At 38.8% G+C, this 19395-nt stretch carries 18 protein-coding genes and 1 tRNA gene; 15 read left to right on the top strand and 4 right to left on the bottom strand.

Going from position 1 to position 19395, the window contains the following annotated elements:
- Position 1 precedes the first annotated feature (1 nt).
- The 6 genes from K1720_RS02030 (at position 2) to K1720_RS02055 (ending at position 6451) form a co-directional block, all read left to right on the top strand.
- Positions 2-1264, top strand: a complete 1263-nt coding sequence (locus tag K1720_RS02030; RefSeq protein WP_251949563.1) for a phytoene desaturase family protein — start codon at positions 2-4, stop codon at positions 1262-1264.
- Between the two features lie 156 nt (positions 1265-1420).
- A complete protein-coding gene (gene arcC, locus K1720_RS02035) occupies positions 1421-2368 on the top strand; it encodes a carbamate kinase (RefSeq protein WP_251949564.1) in 948 nt (315 codons plus the stop codon).
- Positions 2369-2492: 124 nt separating this feature from the next.
- A complete protein-coding gene (locus K1720_RS02040) occupies positions 2493-3335 on the top strand; it encodes an SDH family Clp fold serine proteinase (protein WP_055281248.1) in 843 nt (280 codons plus the stop codon).
- A 183-nt stretch (positions 3336-3518) separates the two neighbouring features.
- Positions 3519-4418: a coiled-coil protein gene (locus K1720_RS02045; RefSeq protein ID WP_251950451.1), complete on the top strand. Its 900-nt coding sequence runs from the start codon at positions 3519-3521 to the stop codon at positions 4416-4418.
- A gap of 3 nt (positions 4419-4421) precedes the next feature.
- Complete coding sequence (arcS, locus tag K1720_RS02050; RefSeq protein ID WP_251949565.1) at positions 4422-6137, top strand: archaeosine synthase subunit alpha; 1716 nt, start codon at positions 4422-4424, stop codon at positions 6135-6137.
- Positions 6138-6151: 14 nt separating this feature from the next.
- Complete coding sequence (locus K1720_RS02055; protein WP_251949566.1) at positions 6152-6451, top strand: DUF2103 domain-containing protein; 300 nt, start codon at positions 6152-6154, stop codon at positions 6449-6451.
- A 259-nt stretch (positions 6452-6710) separates the two neighbouring features.
- Here K1720_RS02055 and K1720_RS02060 read toward each other — a convergent pair whose 3' ends face one another.
- On the bottom strand, positions 6711-7337 hold the full coding sequence (locus tag K1720_RS02060; RefSeq protein WP_251949567.1) for a hypothetical protein: 627 nt from the start codon (positions 7335-7337) through the stop codon (positions 6711-6713).
- Positions 7338-7356: 19 nt separating this feature from the next.
- Positions 7357-7434: transfer RNA gene (locus K1720_RS02065), tRNA-Pro, on the bottom strand.
- 131 nt (positions 7435-7565) lie between these two features.
- Here K1720_RS02065 and K1720_RS02070 point away from each other — a divergent pair.
- From K1720_RS02070 to K1720_RS02085, 4 genes are all read left to right on the top strand, one after another.
- Positions 7566-8621 (top strand): glycosyltransferase, encoded by a 1056-nt coding sequence (locus K1720_RS02070; RefSeq protein WP_251949568.1) that lies wholly within the window; start codon positions 7566-7568, stop codon positions 8619-8621.
- Positions 8622-8677: 56 nt separating this feature from the next.
- Positions 8678-9403, top strand: coding sequence for an RAD55 family ATPase (locus K1720_RS02075; RefSeq protein WP_251949569.1), 726 nt, complete (start codon positions 8678-8680; stop codon positions 9401-9403).
- Between the two features lie 5 nt (positions 9404-9408).
- Complete coding sequence (locus K1720_RS02080) at positions 9409-9840, top strand: hypothetical protein (protein WP_251949570.1); 432 nt, start codon at positions 9409-9411, stop codon at positions 9838-9840.
- A gap of 133 nt (positions 9841-9973) precedes the next feature.
- Complete coding sequence (locus tag K1720_RS02085; RefSeq protein WP_251949571.1) at positions 9974-11659, top strand: DUF4910 domain-containing protein; 1686 nt, start codon at positions 9974-9976, stop codon at positions 11657-11659.
- Here the strand turns inward: K1720_RS02085 and K1720_RS02090 are convergent.
- A complete protein-coding gene (locus tag K1720_RS02090; protein ID WP_055281232.1) occupies positions 11636-11971 on the bottom strand; it encodes a transcriptional regulator in 336 nt (111 codons plus the stop codon). The two genes, K1720_RS02085 and K1720_RS02090, sit on opposite strands and share 24 nt — an antisense overlap.
- Before the next feature lie 39 nt (positions 11972-12010).
- Positions 12011-12670 (bottom strand): metallophosphoesterase, encoded by a 660-nt coding sequence (locus K1720_RS02095; protein WP_251949572.1) that lies wholly within the window; start codon positions 12668-12670, stop codon positions 12011-12013.
- 547 nt (positions 12671-13217) lie between these two features.
- Here K1720_RS02095 and K1720_RS02100 point away from each other — a divergent pair.
- From K1720_RS02100 to K1720_RS02120, 5 genes are all read left to right on the top strand, one after another.
- Entirely contained in the window at positions 13218-14012 is a 795-nt protein-coding gene (locus tag K1720_RS02100; RefSeq protein WP_251949573.1) for a nitrilase, read from the top strand.
- A 17-nt stretch (positions 14013-14029) separates the two neighbouring features.
- A complete protein-coding gene (locus tag K1720_RS02105) occupies positions 14030-15757 on the top strand; it encodes a hypothetical protein (protein ID WP_251949574.1) in 1728 nt (575 codons plus the stop codon).
- A 50-nt stretch (positions 15758-15807) separates the two neighbouring features.
- Positions 15808-16086, top strand: coding sequence for an initiation control protein YabA (locus K1720_RS02110; protein WP_251949575.1), 279 nt, complete (start codon positions 15808-15810; stop codon positions 16084-16086).
- 102 nt (positions 16087-16188) lie between these two features.
- Positions 16189-18915 (top strand): alanine--tRNA ligase, encoded by a 2727-nt coding sequence (alaS, locus tag K1720_RS02115; RefSeq protein ID WP_251949576.1) that lies wholly within the window; start codon positions 16189-16191, stop codon positions 18913-18915.
- 13 nt (positions 18916-18928) lie between these two features.
- Positions 18929-19315 (top strand): hypothetical protein, encoded by a 387-nt coding sequence (locus tag K1720_RS02120; RefSeq protein WP_341480970.1) that lies wholly within the window; start codon positions 18929-18931, stop codon positions 19313-19315.
- The last annotated feature ends 80 nt before the right edge of the window (positions 19316-19395 follow it).

Consider the following 19395-nt stretch of genomic DNA (forward strand, 5'->3'; position numbering starts at 1 on the left):
AATGAAGAAAGTAATAACAATAGGAGCAGGACTTGGAGGCCTCTTAACAAGTGCATTTTTAGCTAAAAAGGGTTATGATGTAACAATTTTAGAAAAGGCCCCATTTGTAGGTGGTAGATTCACAAATTTAAACTACAAGGGATTTCAATTATCAACTGGAGCATTGCACATGATTCCACATGGTGAAGATGGTCCTCTTGCACATCTGTTAAGCCTTCTTAATGCAAACGTTAAGATCGTAAACTCAAACCCTAAAGGGAAGTTCTTTATAGATGGGAGAATCCACCACTATAGAAAAGGATGGAAATATTTGGGTCTAAAGGAAAAAGCCAAGGCTATGAAACTCCTTGCAGAAATAAGAGCCAATAGACTACCAAAAGGTGAAGAGGCATCTCTTAATTCGTGGGATTGGCTGAAGGAGAAAGTAGGAGACAATGAGTTTGTCTATCTTTTCATAAAGAGCTTCCTTGGATGGGCAATCAGTTTGACCCCAGAAGAAGTTCCTGCAATAGAGTTAGCCAAAGAAATCAAAGCAACCCTTAAATGGGGTGGACCAGGCCTCATAAAGGGTGGTTGCAAGGCAGTTAGTGAAGAGCTAGCAAGAATAGTGAGAGAAAATGGAGGGAAAATAATTACCAGAAAGAAAGTTGTTGAAGCGGAAAAGGGGAGAATTATAACAGCTGATGGAACAGAGTATCCTTACGATATACTAATTTCAAACATTGGAATAAAGGAAACTGTGGAACTCTTTGGGAGGGAGAACTTTGATAGAGAGTACTTAAGGAGAGTTGATTCCTTAAAACCTGCAGAAGGCATTAAAATCAACATTGCCCTTAAAGGGAAGTCAAAAATTGGAAATACCGTGGTCTTTACGCTAGATACAGAGAGGATAAACGGATACAATGAGCCCTCAGCTTTGAGTCCAGAACTTTCAAAAGAAGGTTACACTCTCATAATGACTCACCAAGCTATAAAAAGCAGAAACATAAAAAAGGAGCAACAACTTGGAATTGAGGATCTGTACTACTTATTCCCAGAGCTTGAAAGGAATGGAGAGATTTTAATGGTGCAAACATACCTTGATAAAAACCCTGTTAATAGGGTTGCCTCAGGTAATCACGTGGACTTTCCGATGGAAAACGTTTACATTGTAGGAGATGCTAATAAAGGCCAAGGGGGCATTGAGGTAGAAGGCATCGCCCTAGGAGTAATGAAAACTCTACAAAGTCTGGGAATTGGAAACTTTAGCGAGTGGTACCTTTGAAATCTTTTAGAAACTGATTTGATGTATTTCCTTTACTTTTGCAAAATTATTGAAGCAATATTCAAAATTTTTTTCTATAAAATCCATTACGACACTAAGAAACCCTTTTAATTCTCTGATGTCTAATCTTATGCACCAGTGACGGAGGGAATAAGAATGAGGAAGAGAGTTGTCATAGCATTAGGTGGGAACGCTATTCTTCAAAGAGGCCAAAAGGGTACTTATAATGAACAAATGGAGAATGTTAAAAAGACTGCAAAGCAAATCGTCGATATTATCCTTGATAACGAGTATGAAGTTGTAATAACTCACGGTAATGGACCCCAAGTGGGAGCACTTCTCCTCCAACAAGATGCTGGAGAGCACGTACATGGAATTCCAGCCCAGCCCATGGATGTTTGTGGAGGAATGAGTCAAGGTCAAATCGGTTACATGATTCAACAAGCAATAAAGAACGAATTAAGGAGAAGAGGTATCGATAAACCCGTTGCTACGATAGTCACTCAAACCCTTGTCGACAAAAACGATCCAGCTTTTCAACACCCAAGCAAACCAGTCGGACCCTTCTATGATGAAGAAACTGCTAAAAAACTCGCTAAAGAAAAGGGATGGGTAGTAATAGAGGACTCTGGAAGAGGATGGAGAAGAGTAGTACCATCACCAGATCCAATCAGCCATATTGAAGCCCCAATAATTCAAGATCTAGTTGATAAGGGATTTATAGTAATAGCCTCAGGTGGCGGAGGAATCCCTGTTATAGAAGAAGATGGACAACTTAAGGGTGTCGAGGCTGTCATTGACAAGGATTTAGCTGGAGAGAAGCTTGCTGAAGAAGTTAATGCTGATATTTTTATGATCCTCACAGATGTTAATGGTGCAGCCATACACTATGGCAAGCCCGAAGAGAAATGGCTTGAGAAGGTTACCGTTAATGAGATGAAGAAGTATTATGAAGAAGGACACTTTAAGAAAGGAAGTATGGGGCCAAAAGTTCTAGCAGCGATAAGATTCATCGAGTGGGGAGGAGAAAGAGCAATAATAGCAGCTCTAGATAAAGCCGTTGAAGCTTTAGAAGGAAAAACAGGGACACAAGTTATAAAATAATCGTATCCTAACTTTATTTTCACTATTTTAGTTCAATCAAGCGAGATTTTCAATTTTCATTTACCAAAAGTTTTTAAAAACTTCAAGTTATAATAATCCACAAAAAGCTGAGTGAGGTGATTCTATGGATCCATTCAGTGGATTCATAGGATCATTGATATGGTGGATATTATTCTTTTTCCTACTCATGGGGCCACAAATCCAGTACAGGCAATTACAAGTAGCAAGAACAAAGCTACTAGAAAAACTAGCAAGAAAAAGAAATTCCACAATAATCACAATGATACACAGACAAGAAAGCATAGGTTTCTTCGGAATTCCAGTTTATAAGTTCATAAGCATAGAGGACAGCGAGGAGATACTTAGGGCTATTAGAATGGCACCAAAGGATAAACCCATAGACTTAATTCTTCACACACCAGGAGGCCTAGTCTTGGCGGCAACACAAATAGCAAAAGCCCTAAAAGACCACCCAGCTGAGACGAGGGTGATAATACCTCACTATGCTATGAGCGGTGGAACTTTAATAGCCCTTGCCGCAGATAAGATTATAATGGATCCCCACGCCGTTTTAGGTCCTGTTGATCCCCAGTTAGGCCAATATCCTGCTCCAAGTATAATAAGAGCAGTAGAGCAAAAAGGAAAAGAAAAGGTAGAAGATCAAACTTTGATACTAGCGGATGTTGCTAAGAAGGCAATAACTCAAGTCCAAGATTTCATATACAATCTCTTAAAAGATAAGTATGGAGAAGAAAAAGCTAAAAACTTAGCTCAGATTTTAACGGAAGGTAGATGGACCCATGATTATCCAATCACTGTTGAACATGCCAAGGAACTAGGACTCGACATAGATACCAACGTCCCAGAAGAGGTTTACGCATTAATGGAGCTATATAAGCAGCCAGTTAAGCAAAGAGGGACTGTGGAATTCATGCCTTATCCAGTAAAACAACAAGGGAAAGAATAAGTGAGGGGTTTGTTTTTATTTCCTTCATCTTTTAGAAAAGTTAAACAAATATTCTCAATTTCATTGAATGATTTCCCATTTTAGCCAAAAAGTTTTTATTTGGTTTTTACTTCAACTTAGTGAGGCTTAAATCAGGGTGAGATTATGATTAACTATTCTAAAATGAAGGAAGGGGAAGAGACCATGCAAGTGAAAGTAGACCCAGAAGAAATTAAAAGGATAAAAGCCGAAATAGAGGCTTTAGAAAGAGAGAAAAAGGGAATTCAAGAGAGATTAGACCAGCTTCAAAAAGAGCTAAATATATGGATTCAAAAGAGAGATGAAAAGAATAACGAAGTAAGGCAACTAAGGGAAAAAGCCAGAGAATATAAGGGTAAGAGAGATGAGATTAACCAACAAATTCAAGAACTTAAAAAGAACAGGGAGGACATAAATGCCAAGCTTGATCTTCTATATCAAGAGGCCATGGAATACAGAGCTAAGAGGGATGAATACAGACAACTTAGAAGACTTAAGATGCCAAAGGAGAAAATTGAAGAAAGGATAGAAAAGCTAGAATGGGAGTTGCAAACCAACCCAACCACCCCTGAAAGAGAGAAACAAATAGTTGATCAAATCCAAGTTTTAGCTACAGAGCTTGAGATTCTCCAACAAGCTGAAAGATTTCACAAAAAATTACAGGAGACAAGAAAAAAGATCGAAAGTCTAAAGAGAGCTAGACGGGCCATGGGTATGGAAATACAAAAACTAGCAAACCAAAGCCAACAATTCCATGAACAAATGCTCAAGGCATACCAACAAGCAGACGAAATTAAAAAGGAGGCGGATGAATACCACCAGAAAGTCCTTGAACTAAGAGAAAAGATCATAGAAATCAGAAGGGAACTAAGAGAAGTAGAAAGGAAGATACTTGAGTTTGACCAGAAACACAAGGAGCTCATAGCATATAAAATGGTAGCAAAAATGAGATCAAAGAAGGATGCTACCTTTGAAAGAGCTGTAGAAGCTCTCGAAAAGTTCAAACGCGGCGAAAAACTTACTCTCGATGAGCTACTGCTCCTGCAGAGATACAACTTGGTGTGAAATATGGAAATCATAAAACACGAAGGCCCTGGAAGACTTGGCCTGGTTAGAGTTAAAGATAGAAGTTTTAAGACTCCTGCACTTGTTAATGTTGATTTTACACTCTCTCCTTTCAATTCATACTTCTACCCTAAGGAGTTTGAAGACTATGACTTTACCCTTGCACCGTCGATTCCCCTCAGCTTTTACACTCCAAGAGAAATAATAGAGAAAGCTTTAAAAAGACTCTATAATGTTGATTATTCAAAATTTAATGCTATCTACCTCCCTACAGTAAGAGATACAAGATACATGGAAGAATTTCTTGAAGAACTTTTCTCTCAAAAGAATTTTGATGCTCTTTACCTTGGGAATTCTAAAATTCTGATAAGGGAATATCGGAAATTTGTAGAAATAATTCGCCTAATCCGAGAAAAAGACCCAAATCTAATGATTATCGCTGATCTAGAACCCATCTTTTACCCCTTAGCCGTGTATTTAGGAATAGACGCCTTTGATACCCGTTCTCTAAAACTTTACGATTTTCGCAATATAGGTTTTACTCAATTTTCACCAATATTATGGAAAGATGGAGCAAATTCTCTAGAATTTGCAAAAGAAACAATAGAATTAGTTAGAAAAGCTCTTGAAGAAAATAAACTTCGCTATCTTGTTGAAAACTTTTTCTATACTCAATCTCACATGGGCATATTGAGGATAGCTGACAAAGAGCACGCAGATTATTTGGAAAAATACACACCAATCCAAAAAGAAACCGTGTACTTCATAAGTGATGCATCTCAGAATAGACCAGAGGTCATAAGATGGAGGGAAAGAGTAGTTGAGAGATTTACTCCTCCAGAAAATATAGAAGCACTCTTTTTATTTCCTTGCTCGGCTAAAAAGCCATACTCGCACTCAAGGAGCCACATGTTGTATAGAAGAGCACTTAAAGAAACTCTTGGAAGCGGGATTTATAGAATACATGAGCTTATCCTAACGTCACCCTATGGCGTAGTGCCACGAGAATGGGAGTGGTTGGCTAAATATGACATTGTTGTTACTGGCCACTGGAGTGAGGAAGAAATAAGCAGTGCAGCAGAGTTATTAGCTAAAACCCTCGAAAAGTATCCAAAACACATTCCCATCATAGCACACCTGGATGAGGCCTATGTAGAAGTAGCAGAGAGAGCGAGCGAAATAAGTGGAAGAGAAATAGTTTTTACCAAAGTTAAAAATAGAACAACAAGCAAGGAAAGTTTAAGCTCCCTAAAGGAAACAATAAGAGAAATAACTCTCGAGCCAAAAGGCGGAAAAAAAGACAAAACTTATCGTTTCTATGAAAATATAAGAAAAGTATTTGACTTCTACTTTGGTATCGGAGCAGGAGATGCTGTTTTACCAGAAAGCGCCAGAATTATTGGATCTAAAATGCTTCGCCTCATGGTAGACAACAATCAAACTGGGACATATCAGGATGGAGTAATAAGTGTGACTCCGTTTGGTATGCAGCTCATTTATGAAGCAACAAAAAGCTATTACGTAAAGATAGATTTCGATCTCAGGGGAGACGTTTTTGCTATCGGGGTGAACGAGGCTGATACCAAGATAAGGCCGGACGATATTGTTGGTGTTGTAAGAGACGAAAAAGTGGTTGGTGTCGGTAAAGCTGTTCTAAGTGGAGAAGAAATGATAAAAGCGAGAAGAGGAATTGCTGTTAAGGTTAGAAAGAAAGCATAGCTCCTGGTGAGAGCATGCCAAAGTACTTCAAAAGAGGTGTTAAACGAGAACACCATTTACTCAAGGGTATTGAGAAGGTTCTCGAGGAGATTTCAGCGTTAAAAGGAGTTAAAAAAGTCATTCCAGGGAGAATTTATTCGAGTGACTCAAGAGGTTTTGAGATTAAAGTGGTTAGAGAAACGCTTACCGGCCTAAAGCTTCTAGCAAAGAGTGATGGAAGTGTTCAAGAAATATTTCTTATTGTAGACAAAGAAGACAGAGAGGACGTTAGCAGAGAGATAGCTCAAATTAGTGAGAAATGGAGAAAGAGTTGATTCCACTCATGAAAAGATAGTTGTGGGTAGATATGAGGAACGAAGCAAGCCTTTTACGAGAGCAGTATTGGAAAATATTATATAGTTTTTAGGAATTCTAATTAACTGGGATGAAGTCTGTGAACAAAAAGTTCAAAAAACTCCTGAAAGGCCTGATTAGGATAAATAATGGATTTGCGGTAGTAAGGATACGTTCGATCAATAAAGTCTGGCCTAAGAAAACAGAAGTTAATATCTTGGAAAAGTTAGAAAAAAGGTTTTAAAGCTCTATCTTCCCCTCAAAAAACTTTATTAGCTCTTCATCACCTATATCCTCATCAAATCCAAGCATTTTCTTTTGTAGCTCAATTAATCCAGGTGTAAGCAAAAGCTTCCCATCAAGTTTTGGAACAGCATAGTGGAGGGTAATCTCACTAAATTCATCAAGCCTTATTGTTGGGTTTTCTTCATATTCTATATCCTTCAAACATTTACCATCTGCTATTAATTTAGCGACAATTGAGGCACCGTCAATTGAATACTGGGGTTTCCCAATGTGTCTGACTTTAACACCCTCCATTCTCGATGTAATAAATTCTTTTGTCCTTCCTTTTGGAACAGCATCACCAAGAATCCCGCCGACTATTATTATAGTGTCCTCCTCTATATCCTCAGGTTTTAATTCCTCCTCAGCTTGGAGATCGAGAACAATAATCTTTGAGCGGTCAAAAGGAAATCTTACAACACTCTCTGAGACAACGCTCCCAAGCTTTGCAAGTTTTTCCCTCTCATCTTCCCTTACATTTGTAAAAATAAGCTTGTTCCCCCACCACTTTGAAACGTGGGAGTATTCTAACCAAAGCCATTCGCTTATTTCCTCAAGATGCTCAATCACAAGGTAGGGCATGGTCTCACCCAGAAACCTTTGGTGGGGCCGCCGGGATTTGAACCCGGGTCCCCGGCTCCCGAAGCCGGAAGGATAGGCCAAGCTACCCCACGGCCCCCCAGCGCTAACTTCCAAGAGCCAAGTTATAAATCTTTCTAAGAACAAACAAATGGGATAGATCCTGCATTAAAGGGTGAAGTTTTCAAAAAACAATATAAAGGTATATTCGCATAAAATTGAGGGGTTTTTATGATATCCATAATAATACCAACTTACAACGAGCGGGAAAACCTTGAGGAACTCTTTGAGAGAATTTCAAGAGCCCTAAGAGACCATGAATTCGAGATAATCGTGGTAGATGATGATTCCCCCGATAAAACTTGGGAAAAAGCAAAAACTCTCGGAAAGATATATCCTGTGAAAGTTATACGGAGAACAAGAGAAAAAGGCCTATCTTCAGCAGTCATACGAGGATTTAAAGAAGCCAAAGGAGATATATTTGTAGTTATGGACGCAGATCTTCAGCACCCCCCTGAAGTCATTCCCAAGCTTATTGAGGCTATTGAAAACGGAGCAGAGATCGCCATAGCGAGCAGGTATACAAAAGGAGGGAAAGTTGAAAATTGGTACTGGTGGAGAAAGCTCGTATCAAAAGGAGCCATAATGATTGGGAGAGTTGCTCTACCGAAGATAAGAAACGTGAAAGATCCGGTAAGTGGATTCTTTGCCCTCAAAAAGGATGTCATTGCGAAAACTGATCTAACTCCAGTGGGATTCAAAATACTTCTTGAAATACTCATAAAAGGACAATATGAGAGAGTTGTTGAGATCCCGTTCACATTTGGCCTGCGACGAGCCGGAGAAAGCAAGCTAAGCCAAAAACAGATCATTAACTACCTGAGGCACATCTATCGCCTGATGAGATGGGAAGGGGAAATAGATCGATTGATTAAATTTTCTTTTGTGGGTTTAAGCGGGATTTTTGTAAATGAGGGAGCACTCCTAGGTTTCGTCGAGTTTCTAGGTTGGGACAAAAGACTGGCCGTTCTTCCAGCTACCGAGCTTTCAATACTCAACAATTTTATATGGAATGACATCTGGACGTTTAAAGACTTAAAAAGAAAACCTTTTCACTTAAGACTCCTAAACTTCCATCTTGCTGCTCTCACTGGAGCTCTAGTACAATGGGTTATTTACTTAATCCTCCTTTACATGGGACTCCACTATTTAATTGCAAACCTCATTGGTATCGGATTCTCCTTTATAGTTCGGTTTATCTTCAATCGAAACATTACATGGGGATGATCCGCCCTATCCTTAAGGAGAAAGAAAAGAATAAATATTTCCGTGCTGAAATATAAGTGGAGGAGAACATGATGGAAAATAAATCACTCCCAATATATACCCGTGTCTCTACTGGAGTAAAGGGGCTTGATAGTCTCATCGGAGGAGGACTTATCCCCGGCAGAGTCTACGTTGTTACTGGGCCCCCAGGTAGTGGTAAAACCACCTTGGGAATTCAGTTTTTAGTTGAAGGAGCTAAGAACGGGGAAAAGGGGATTTATATTTCCCTAGTTGATGACCCCAAGACTATAATTCAGGACATGCTCTATTATAAGTTCAACCTTCTCTCCCACATTCGGAGCAAAAGAATTGTGATATATGACTTAGGAGCTGTTTTAACCCAAGGAAGCAAAAAACCAACGTGGGCAGAGATTTTAGAGGAAATAAAAAGTATCATATTGCATGAAAATGCAAAAAGAGTTGTCATAGATTCCTTTACTCCATTAGAATTCATGGTAAAAGATCCTGAAAATAAAAGAAAAGAGGTTGTGAGGTTAATAAAACTGCTTTCTACCATGGAAATAACTGCAATCATAATAACAGAGATGATGGAGTCTGAAAAATACACAGATGACTACTACGTGGCCAGTGGAGTGATAATGATGCATCATTTTATGCGACAATATAACATGATAAGAGCGCTTCAAATACTAAAAATGAGAGGAACCTCACATGACAATAATTTGAAGAAAATAAAAATCACGGAAAATGGCATAGAGGTGTATAACGAAGCACCCTGGTGACTGAGATGAGTGAAAAAGCAACCAAAAAGCAAGAACTTATAAAAGAGGCTTATAGGTTTGGATACTTTGTTGGGTATAAGGGACATACAGAATGGGTCTCCTGGGTCTCCAAGAAAAAAGGAGAAATCTACGAAAAGGCAAAGCTCTTTGGTATATATAATGAAGTAAGAACAGCATATGAAAAGGGGCTAGAAGATGGAAAGGCCAGAAGATTAAAAGAAATAGAACTTGGACTCAGTAAATTAGAATCTGAGATCATTCCTGAGAGTACAAAAGAAGCTGCCGAAACCAAAGAAAAAAAAGAAATTGAAGAAGAATACCAAGCATTTGCAAAAACACCAAAAATAATGGAACCTCCTGAGATACTCAAACTCATAAAGTCCATAGAAGCCCCAAAAATGCTCTCTTTCCCTAAGATGCTCGGTGGAGAAGAATGATTTCTCCATCGCCCCAACAAGCATATCCTCAAATTGAATCTATCTTTTACAAGGTCATTTCTCTAGAGCCAAGAAAAGAATCCGAATAGTAAACTTTATTGCTTTTTCTAACTCATTTTATCTGGTGTTGGGAATGAGGGAGTTTTTGAAAGAAAGCGATGTTTTTGATGCAGAAAATGTCATAAATTATATTGGAGAAATCAGCAAATTTCACAGAATCCAGGGCTCTAAAGAGCTTGTTGAGGCTGCAAGATATATTTTGGAAGAACTCAGAATAAATGGTATTAAAGCTGAACTCTTAGAAGAAGTTTACGATGGGGAAAAATGGCATTTAACCTTAGCCTCCCCGATTCCATGGGATCTCGTTTATGGAGAGATAAAGATCGATAAAGAACAGATAACCACATCAAAAACCCCTCTGATCGTGATGGCTCATTCACCACCAGGTGACGTTGAAGGCGAAGTTATAGCAGTCGATAAAGAAGAAGATTGGAAAGAAGTAAAAGGAAAAGTAGTCCTTATCGGAGAAAAATGGTACGAAAATTATAAAAAAGCTAACGAAAATGGTGCCATAGGATTCATAGCATACAAAAAAGGGACCGGAAAAGCATTTCCATATATAGGGCTGTTTTTGACCAAAAATGATTTAAAGTGGGCAAAAATCCCGGCAGTTACTCTCAGCGAAAAAATTGCAAACAAGATTATTCAAAAACTCAAAAAAGGGGAAAAAATAAAAGTGAAACTCAAAGTTGAGAGTGTTATCTCAGAGAAACAAACCTTACCCCTTGTATATGCCAAAATAGGAAGTCCTCCTTACATTCTCTTTACGGCACATATGTGCCATCCCAAACCCGGAGCAAATGATAATGCAAGTGGCGCGGCCATGTTAATAGAGCTAGCCAGAGTTCTCAAAGAGTTCTACAACAACTCCTTCAGATTTGGATTTGCATTTCTCTGGATTCCAGAGCACTATGGCACTCAGGCTTTTATAGAAAATTGGGCTCGTCTTGAAGAGTATTATGCAGTGATAAATCTAGACATGGTTGGCGGTAGCGAAGACAGGTCTGGATCGACTATAATGATAATAAAAACCCCTCTTTCACGATTTTCTATAATATCAGGACTACTGGAATACTTCATTAACTTGGCAAACTCCGAGGGAGAAAGTTTTGGGGGAAGTCCATTACCAAAGATGAAAGCGAAAAGCTATCCCTACGAGATGGGAAGTGATCATGATGTCTTCAACATTTTTGGGATTCCAAGTGTGATGCCTATAACATGGCCTGATAAGTTTTATCATTCAAGTGAAGACAGCATTGAGAAAATTAGTAAAGAGATCCTCGAAATTATCGGAAAAGCCGTTCTAGCAACTTCATTAGCACTTTCTAAAGGAGAGATCAACCAACTCAAACGGTTTGCAAGGGCATATACAATGAAGTACTTAGGAGAGCTGAATATGGAAAAAGATCTTGAAGTTGCCGAGAAACTCGTCATGAATGGATTAAACAGAGATTCGGACTTTTTAGGAATAAATTTAGGACATGAATTGAAATCAACCCCCTGGCTAAAGTGGCAAAGAAAGGGGATAATCTCTACCCGTTCCATCCGACAGTTAGACGAAAAGAAAGGAACAGAATTGGCTAAAATACTCGAAGATAGAAAAATAGGAATCCTCCTCCACGAACTCTTAATGCTTGGTGAAATGCTATCAGAAGAGGAAACCTACAATGTGTTGAAAGAGGAATTTGGAGAAATAGACCGGGAAAAACTTGAGAAGGCTCTTGAGATATTGAAATCACTCGACATTGTCTCTTTTTAGTTCCTTTTCAATTTCATTTATTTTCTTCACGACATTTTCCCTAAGTTTTGCCAAGAGTTCCGATGGAGAAACTGCGGAGTAAGCGTAACCAAGCCAACCCCTCTCTATAAGCTCTCTTTTAAGAACTCCACGCCTATAGAGATTAAGCACATGCTCCCTAACACTCCTTTCACTTATTCCCAGCTCTTCTTTTATTTCCGTAACTCTCATAGAACTGTTTTTCTCAAGAAGAAGACGATATATCCTAAGTTCATTCTTTTTAAAACCCAAGCTTCTTAGGAGCCCTTCCAGTTTATCATAAATCTCTCCCATCTTTGCCTCACACCTATGAAAATTTATCTTCATAATATTTTAAGGTTTCGGGTCTAGTTCAATCACTCCGAGGTACGTGCCATCTGGAAGATAAGCCTCCCCCTCTGAAGATCTCTTTAAAAAGGGCACCATTTTTATTCCTTCCCTTACATCAAACCCCTCTATGTATGGATTTACTGTAGGAAGAATTAAGAAGTTACCAATTTTAAAAAAACATTTGGCCTTTTTAGTCCTATTCCCAATCTTTACACTAACTGCAGGATGAATATGACCTAAAATCGCTCTTTTGAATTCAACTTTTGGAAGCGATTGGTGCCCATGAAGAAAAAGCATGTTATCCAAAATAAAATAATCCACAACTTTTATGTTCTCAAACTTTGCTGTTATTTCTTCTATCTTCCCATCGTGGTTTCCCTTTGTGATAACAATTCTAAACTCAGTAAGCTCAGAAAAGAACTCCATTAACAGCTTTTTAGTGAAAGTTCCCAATCCAATAGGCTCTTTAACATCTCCGAGAACAATAAGTAAATCCGGTCTTTTCGATTTTACAAACTCTGCAAGGGTCTTTTCAAACCAAGTTCTCACCCTTAAACCTCTAGAAAGCTCAAATGCTATGTGAGGATCACCCAAAACAAGAACTTTCCCAAAGGATGTGTTAAGTTCAAGAGAAAGCTCCTCATAAAGAGAAAATGGTTCCATACGCATCACTTAAAAATAGAAGTGATAAGGCAAAGGAAGAAAGATCAGATCAGTCCTCTCTCCTTCTTTCTCTGCCTCTTGAGTCTCCTGATTCTCTTTTTAATCCATTTCCACCTCATTCTTCCCTTCTTTTTCCATTTCCTTGGTCTCCTCTTCATGATGATCACCTCTATGATCGTTCCAGAGTATCCTCGCTTTGCTTGGTTTTTAAGCTTTTCCATCAAAAGATACCAGAGTATAGCAAAAATAAAAAAGACAAAATAAAGGAGATAAATAACGATTTTGACCAATCAGAACTTTTCCCTTATTTTGAATATACCACAGCCACGAAAAGAGTTGATAATTGATAAATAGAAACAAAAACTCTCCTTAACATCTTTGTGATACCCACAATATCGATCTATACTTGTAAAGAGTTGTTAACTATGTTAAGGTCATTAAAAGATCTTAAAATTTTGTTTTTTCAATTATCCCCGCCTAGCCTCTCCTTGCACTCCCGATAAATTATTATATTGTTTATTAAACCTAATAATTGTGGGGGAGAAAAATGAAAGTTGGATTCATTCAGATGGAGCCAAAACTCTTAGACTTAGATGCCAACTTGAGCAAGGCAGAAAAACTGATTAAAGAAGCTGCAAAACAGGATGCTAAGCTTATTGTGCTACCTGAACTCTTTGACACAGGATATAACTTTGAGACAAAAGATGAGGTTATAGAAATAGCTCAGGAAGTCCCGGATGGTGAAACAACCCAATTTTTAGTCGAACAGGCAAAAGAACATGAAATGTTCATCGTAGCCGGCACCGCAGAAAAAGATGAAAAGGGAAAACTTTACAATTCTGCCGTTATTGTAGGGCCCCTTGGAGGAGGCTACATTGGAAAATACAGAAAAATCCACCTTTTTTACAGAGAAAAACTCTTTTTTGAACCAGGCAATCTTGGATTTCATGTATTTAATATTGGAATTGCTAAAGTTGGAATAATGATTTGTTTTGATTGGATTTTCCCTGAGGCCATGAGGGCCCTCGCACTAAAAGGAGCTGACATTGTAGCACATCCAGCTAACCTTGTTCTCCCATATGCACCAAGGGCCATGCCAATAAGGAGCCTCGAGAACAGGGTATTCAGCATAACCGCAAACAGAATTGGACAAGAGAGAGGATTGAGATTCATAGGAATGAGTCAGGTAAACTCACCAAAAGCAGAAATCCTACTTAGAGCAAGTGAAGATAAAGAAGAAGTTGGTGTCGTCGAAATAAATGTTGAAGAAGCCAGGAATAAAAAATTAAATGAATTTAACGATCTATTTAAAGATAGAAGACCCGAATATTATGCCCCTTAAGTCCGAAGGGGTGTGGAATGGGTGGGCTCTTCAAAAATGATTATGTAATAAAAGAACAGCCTTCACACACTCAAGAAATTATTCAAAAAGGAGTGGACAAAGAGAGTCTAAATAAATTACTAGAGCGAATTAAAGAAGGAGATCTCCCCATAAAAATCAGAACACTTCAGATATTGAATGAAAAGGTTAAACTTACTGATATAGAACAACGAAAGAGATTTTTAGAAGAAGGTTTGGAGACACTGCTAGAAAACCTCTTTGATGAAAATCAAAGAATCCAAGAACTAACCCTGAGAGTGCTGGAATCATTAATAAAGGGAATATCACTACCAGTTAACGCTTCCTTAAAAATTTTTGAAACAATTAGCATTCCACGCATACTAGAGAATGATTTTGTATTCCTACAGCTTGCAAATACATTCAAAGCTTTGAAGTTCATAAAACCTCATCCGTCTATTTTAAACTACCTTACTGAAATGACACTCTCAGGGGATGATAGAGTACGAGTCTTGGGAACATGGGGCCTCTGGAGGTTTTTGAATTCTACTAGAGATATCAGATCAACAGAGATTCTGGAAGGGATTTTATCAAAGATCCCCAGTCTATTAGAGAGTGAGGATGAAACTGTGGTGGAAGTTACACTTGAACTTATCAAGGAGATTGCAACAAAATACCAAGATTCAGGTGAGATTATCAAAAGATCCTTTGCATGGATAAAAGTCATGAAAGAAATTGAAAAATCTGGAAGCTGGCTTATAAGAAGCGAACTGAAAAGAACTATCAATTATCTCATTGAGCTTATCCGTGAATACTATCGTATGAGAATAAACGAATCATTTAGAGTACTGGAGGACTTAATTCAAGAAGAAAGGTATGAAGACGCCATGACTTTAGCTGGGATAATAGGCAATGAAGACATTATCAAATGGGTTTCTCAGAAGATAAAAGAAAACAAAAGAGAAAAAGAAAAAGGGATTGAAGGTCTCCCCAGATTAGTGAGTGGGCCCAAGTACCTTAATATCCCCTCCGACCTAACAGAAAAAACAATTTATATACCCAGTTTAAGCTCTCTAGCACTCAGAAAAAAGACAGTTGGAAATGATGGGAATGTAAATAGTAAATTTGAATTGAACAAAATGAAAAAAGATCTTTCAAACCTCATGACAAAATTAAGGAGCAGTGATAGTGTAGAAATTATAGATGCTCTCTGGGAGCTTTATGAACTTTCTGATGAGATAAACTCCCAGAACGTAGAGGAGTTTAGACTTTTTGTTCCTGAACTGCTTAGAATTTTCTCTTCCACAAATAATGAATGGATGGTAGATAAAACTGCGAAAATTCTTGCAAAAATATTAGGTATCCTCCCAAATTCACAAGAATATACAAATGATATCGCCAAATTCCTGTTTTTAGAAGATAAACACAAAATGAGAGCTCTAATTTTCTTTAAATATTATCTAAAAAACAAGTGGGACAAGAATGCATGGGAACTGATATTAAAATATTTGCCTAGATTACTCACAAAAAAGAAAACTGCAATATGGGCATTAGGAATCATAGAAATCATTATCGATACCATCCCACCAGAGGAAACGGAAAGACTAAGGGAATTGATGGCGATTTTGGGGAGTCTAAACCCCAAAGTGCCAGAAATCATGGAAAGAAGAATAAAAATTTTGATTGAAGAAATAAACAAAAAATTAAAAGGCCAAAGAAACATAGAAAATTATGTAAAATCGGAATGATGAATCTGGAGCCCCCTGAGTGATGAGGAAGTTTCGCGGGGCTGACCGTAATGATAAAAAGAATCCTCTGTAAGGACCTCTATCAGGAAATAGAGAGACTTGAACGTTCTATTATTGAGCTTGAAGAAGAAATAATTGAGTTAAAAACCCAACTCAACATGAAAACAGAAGAAGCAACTAGTCTTTACATTGAGAACCAGAGCCTAAGGCACAAAATAGAAAGACTAGAAAAGACACACAACCAGCTCATTGAAATGCTTAAGAAGATGAAAATACCATTTGTAGTAATTGATGAGGACGAATTCAAAGATATAGAAGTTGACAAATAACGTATTTTTCATCTCTACTCCAAAGTTATGAAGCCTCATTCAGACAAAGGCTTTTTAACATAAAGCACAACTTTTAGGTTAGAATTAGAAATGGTGATAATCATGGACATGAGTACTAGAATGTTCAAAGAGGAAGGATGGATAAGAAAAACGTGTAAAGTATGTGGGAAACCATTCTGGACTCTAGATCCGGATAGAGAGACATGTGGAGACCCACCCTGTGATGAGTACGAGTTCATTGGGAATCCAGGAATTCCAAAGAAATATACTCTAGACGAGATGAGAGAGGCATTTCTAGGTTTTTTTGAGAGAAACGGACATGGAAGAGTAAAACGCTATCCAGTACTCCCTAGATGGAGAGATGACGTTCTTCTAGTTGGTGCAAGCATTATGGACTTCCAACCATGGGTTATAAGTGGAGAAGCCGAACCCCCAGCAAACCCCCTAACTATTTCGCAACCCTCAATTAGATTTACTGATATTGACAACGTGGGTATTACCGGCAGACACTTCACAATCTTCGAAATGATGGCACATCACACTTTCAACTATCCTGGAAAACCAATATACTGGATGGATGAGACTGTTGAGTACGCTTATGAGTTCTTTACTAAAGATCTAGGTATGAAAGGAGAGGATATAACTTTCAAAGAAAACCCATGGGCTGGAGGAGGAAATGCCGGGCCCGCTTTCGAAGTGCTTTACCGCGGCCTAGAGGTGGCAACCCTCGTTTTCATGCAATATAAATTAGCCCCACCCGATGCAGATCCATCTCAAATAGTGGAGATAAAAGGAGACAAATACATTCCCATGGATACGAGGGTAGTTGACACCGGTTACGGCCTAGAGAGGCTCGTATGGATGAGCCAAGGGACACCCACAGCCTATGATGCCGTTCTTGGATATGTCGTTGAGCCGCTCGAGAGACTGGCAGGAGTGGAGAAGATAGATGATAGAATCCTAATGGAGAACTCCCGCCTCGCTGGAATGTTTGATATAGAAGATATGGGCGATCTGAGAGTATTGAGAGAGACGGTTGCTAAAAAGGTTGAAATTGCTCCAGACGAACTTACAAGACTCGTTAGACCATACGAGCTCATCTATGCAATAGCAGACCATACAAAAGCTCTCACCTTCATGCTAGCCGATGGTGTTGTTCCATCAAATGTAAAAGCCGGTTATCTAGCAAGACTTCTCATAAGAAAGAGTATAAGACATCTCAGAGAGCTTGGTTTAGAGATCCCCCTTAGTGAAATAATGGCACTGCACATAAAAGAACTCCACAAGACATTCCCAGAATTCAAAGAGATGGAGGATGTCATCCTAGACATGGTAAATGTTGAGGAAAAGAAATATGCCGAAACTTTAGAAAGAGGAAGTGGACTTGTCAAGAGAGAAATAGACAAACTCAAAAAGCAGGACATTGGAGAACTTCCACTTGATAAACTCATGCTCTTCTATGAGAGCCATGGATTAACTCCCGAAATTGTAAAGGAAATAGCCGAAAAAGAGGGTATGAAGGTTCATGTTCCAGATAACTTCTACAGCCTAATTGCAAAAGAAGCCGAGAAGACTGCCAAAAAAGAAGAGGGAGAACAAAAGATAGTAGACTTTGAGCTTGTTCAGGATTTACCAGATACAAGGACACTCTATTATGAAGACCCATTTATGAAAGAATTTGACGCAAAAGTCCTCAAAGTGATCGAGAATTGGATTGTCTTAGACGCTACAGCCTTCTATCCCGAAGGCGGTGGGCAACCGTGTGACTTAGGAGAGCTAAATGACGTTGAAGTGATGGATGTCCAAAAAATAGGAAAGGTAATACTACACAAGGTCAAGAACCCAGAAAAATTCAAAGAAGGAGAAGTTGTCCACGGTAAAATTAACTGGCAAAGGAGAATACAACATATGAGACACCACACCGGAACCCACGTTCTTATGGGTGCCTTGGTTAGGGTTCTTGGGAAACATGTATGGCAGGCCGGTTCCCAGTTAACCACTGAGTGGGCAAGATTAGACATAGCTCACTACAAGCGTATCAGCGAGGAGGAACTTAAGAAAATAGAACTTCTAGCAAACAAGATTGTTATGGAAGATAGAGAGGTAAAATGGGAATGGCTTCCAAGAACAGAAGCAGAACAAAGATATGGCTTCAGACTCTACCAAGGTGGTGTTGTGCCTGGAAAGATAATCAGGGTGCTTAACATCAAAGACTGGGACGTTCAAGCATGTGGTGGTACACACTTATCAAGCACTGGCCTAATTGGGCCAATAAAAATCTTAAGAACAGAGAGAATACAAGATGGTGTTGAGAGGATAATCTTTGCATGTGGTGAAGCGGCTATTAAACAATGGCAGAAAGAAAAGGAGATTTTGAGTAAAACTAGTGAAGTCTTTAGAGTACCGCCAGAGAAATTACCCGAGACCGCGGAGAGGTTCTTCGAAGAATGGAAACAGGCAAGAAAAGAAGTGGAAAAGCTTAACAAAGAACTTGCAAAGCTTTTAGTCTATGAGCTCGAGAGTAAAGTTGAGAAAATAGGCGAAATAGAGTTCATCGGTGCTGTGGTCGAAGGAGAGATAGATCACCTGAGAGAGGCAGCCCTTAAACTCAAGAAACCAAACCGCATTGTGGCGTTGATAAGCGAAGACAGCCGTGCGGTGGTGGTTACCGTAGGCGAAAATCTCGATTACAAAGCAGGTGATTTGATAAGAATACTCACAAAGGTCGCTGGCGGTGGTGGTGGAGGCAAGAAAGACTTAGCCCAAGGAAAGATAAAGAACATCCTAAAGGCCAAAGAAGCCCTTGAAGAGCTTAAAAAGGCTCTCTAACTTTTTCAACTTTTTGGAGGGTTTTGAGATTAAGATAAAAGCTCTCACCAATGATATAATTGAAATCTCAGAAATGATGGGATTTAGAGCCATAAAGGAGCTCTCTACAAAAGATGGCGCCCGGATAGATTTGGCAATTTTGAGAGGGGATGAAAAAATTTTGGCGATTGAGTTTGAGAACTCCTACAAGTGGATAAAGCAGAGAATTCTTTACAACGCAATAAAGGCTCATAGAGATGGGTTTAAGCACCTTTGGGTGGTGTATCCTTTCAGGGGCAGACCATTAAGAAATAGCTGGGTGACTGAGTATATCACTGAGCTTGGAGTGAAAGTTGAGGTTGTTCATCCTAAAGAGGTGGAAGACGAATTAAGAACATTTTTAACTGTTATTGCTAAGTAGCGTTTCCTTCTTTAACCAAGTGGTATTTTTCCAAACATCTCAATTGTCGTTGAGTTTTCTTGACGTTGTCTTAGAGTAAT

This window comes from Thermococcus argininiproducens (assembly GCF_023746595.1).
In the GTDB taxonomy this organism is placed as follows: domain Archaea; phylum Methanobacteriota_B; class Thermococci; order Thermococcales; family Thermococcaceae; genus Thermococcus_A; species Thermococcus_A argininiproducens.

Bases quoted from the DNA above. Each gene is read 5' to 3' on its own strand.
- arcC (WP_251949564.1), top strand. From the start codon at position 1,421: ATGAGGAAGAGAGTTGTCATAGCATTAGGTGGGAACGCTATTCTTCAA.
- K1720_RS02045 (WP_251950451.1), top strand. From the start codon at position 3,519: ATGCAAGTGAAAGTAGACCCAGAAGAAATTAAAAGGATAAAAGCCGAA.
- K1720_RS02040 (WP_055281248.1), top strand. From the start codon at position 2,493: ATGGATCCATTCAGTGGATTCATAGGATCATTGATATGGTGGATATTA.
- K1720_RS02085 (WP_251949571.1), top strand. From the start codon at position 9,974: ATGAGGGAGTTTTTGAAAGAAAGCGATGTTTTTGATGCAGAAAATGTC.
- K1720_RS02095 (WP_251949572.1), bottom strand. From the start codon at position 12,670: ATGGAACCATTTTCTCTTTATGAGGAGCTTTCTCTTGAACTTAACACA.
- K1720_RS02030 (WP_251949563.1), top strand. From the start codon at position 2: ATGAAGAAAGTAATAACAATAGGAGCAGGACTTGGAGGCCTCTTAACA.
- arcS (WP_251949565.1), top strand. From the start codon at position 4,422: ATGGAAATCATAAAACACGAAGGCCCTGGAAGACTTGGCCTGGTTAGA.
- K1720_RS02080 (WP_251949570.1), top strand. From the start codon at position 9,409: ATGAGTGAAAAAGCAACCAAAAAGCAAGAACTTATAAAAGAGGCTTAT.
- K1720_RS02105 (WP_251949574.1), top strand. From the start codon at position 14,030: ATGGGTGGGCTCTTCAAAAATGATTATGTAATAAAAGAACAGCCTTCA.
- K1720_RS02070 (WP_251949568.1), top strand. From the start codon at position 7,566: ATGATATCCATAATAATACCAACTTACAACGAGCGGGAAAACCTTGAG.
- K1720_RS02090 (WP_055281232.1), bottom strand. From the start codon at position 11,971: ATGGGAGAGATTTATGATAAACTGGAAGGGCTCCTAAGAAGCTTGGGT.
- K1720_RS02110 (WP_251949575.1), top strand. From the start codon at position 15,808: ATGATAAAAAGAATCCTCTGTAAGGACCTCTATCAGGAAATAGAGAGA.
- alaS (WP_251949576.1), top strand. From the start codon at position 16,189: ATGGACATGAGTACTAGAATGTTCAAAGAGGAAGGATGGATAAGAAAA.
- K1720_RS02055 (WP_251949566.1), top strand. From the start codon at position 6,152: ATGCCAAAGTACTTCAAAAGAGGTGTTAAACGAGAACACCATTTACTC.
- K1720_RS02060 (WP_251949567.1), bottom strand. From the start codon at position 7,337: ATGCCCTACCTTGTGATTGAGCATCTTGAGGAAATAAGCGAATGGCTT.
- K1720_RS02100 (WP_251949573.1), top strand. From the start codon at position 13,218: ATGAAAGTTGGATTCATTCAGATGGAGCCAAAACTCTTAGACTTAGAT.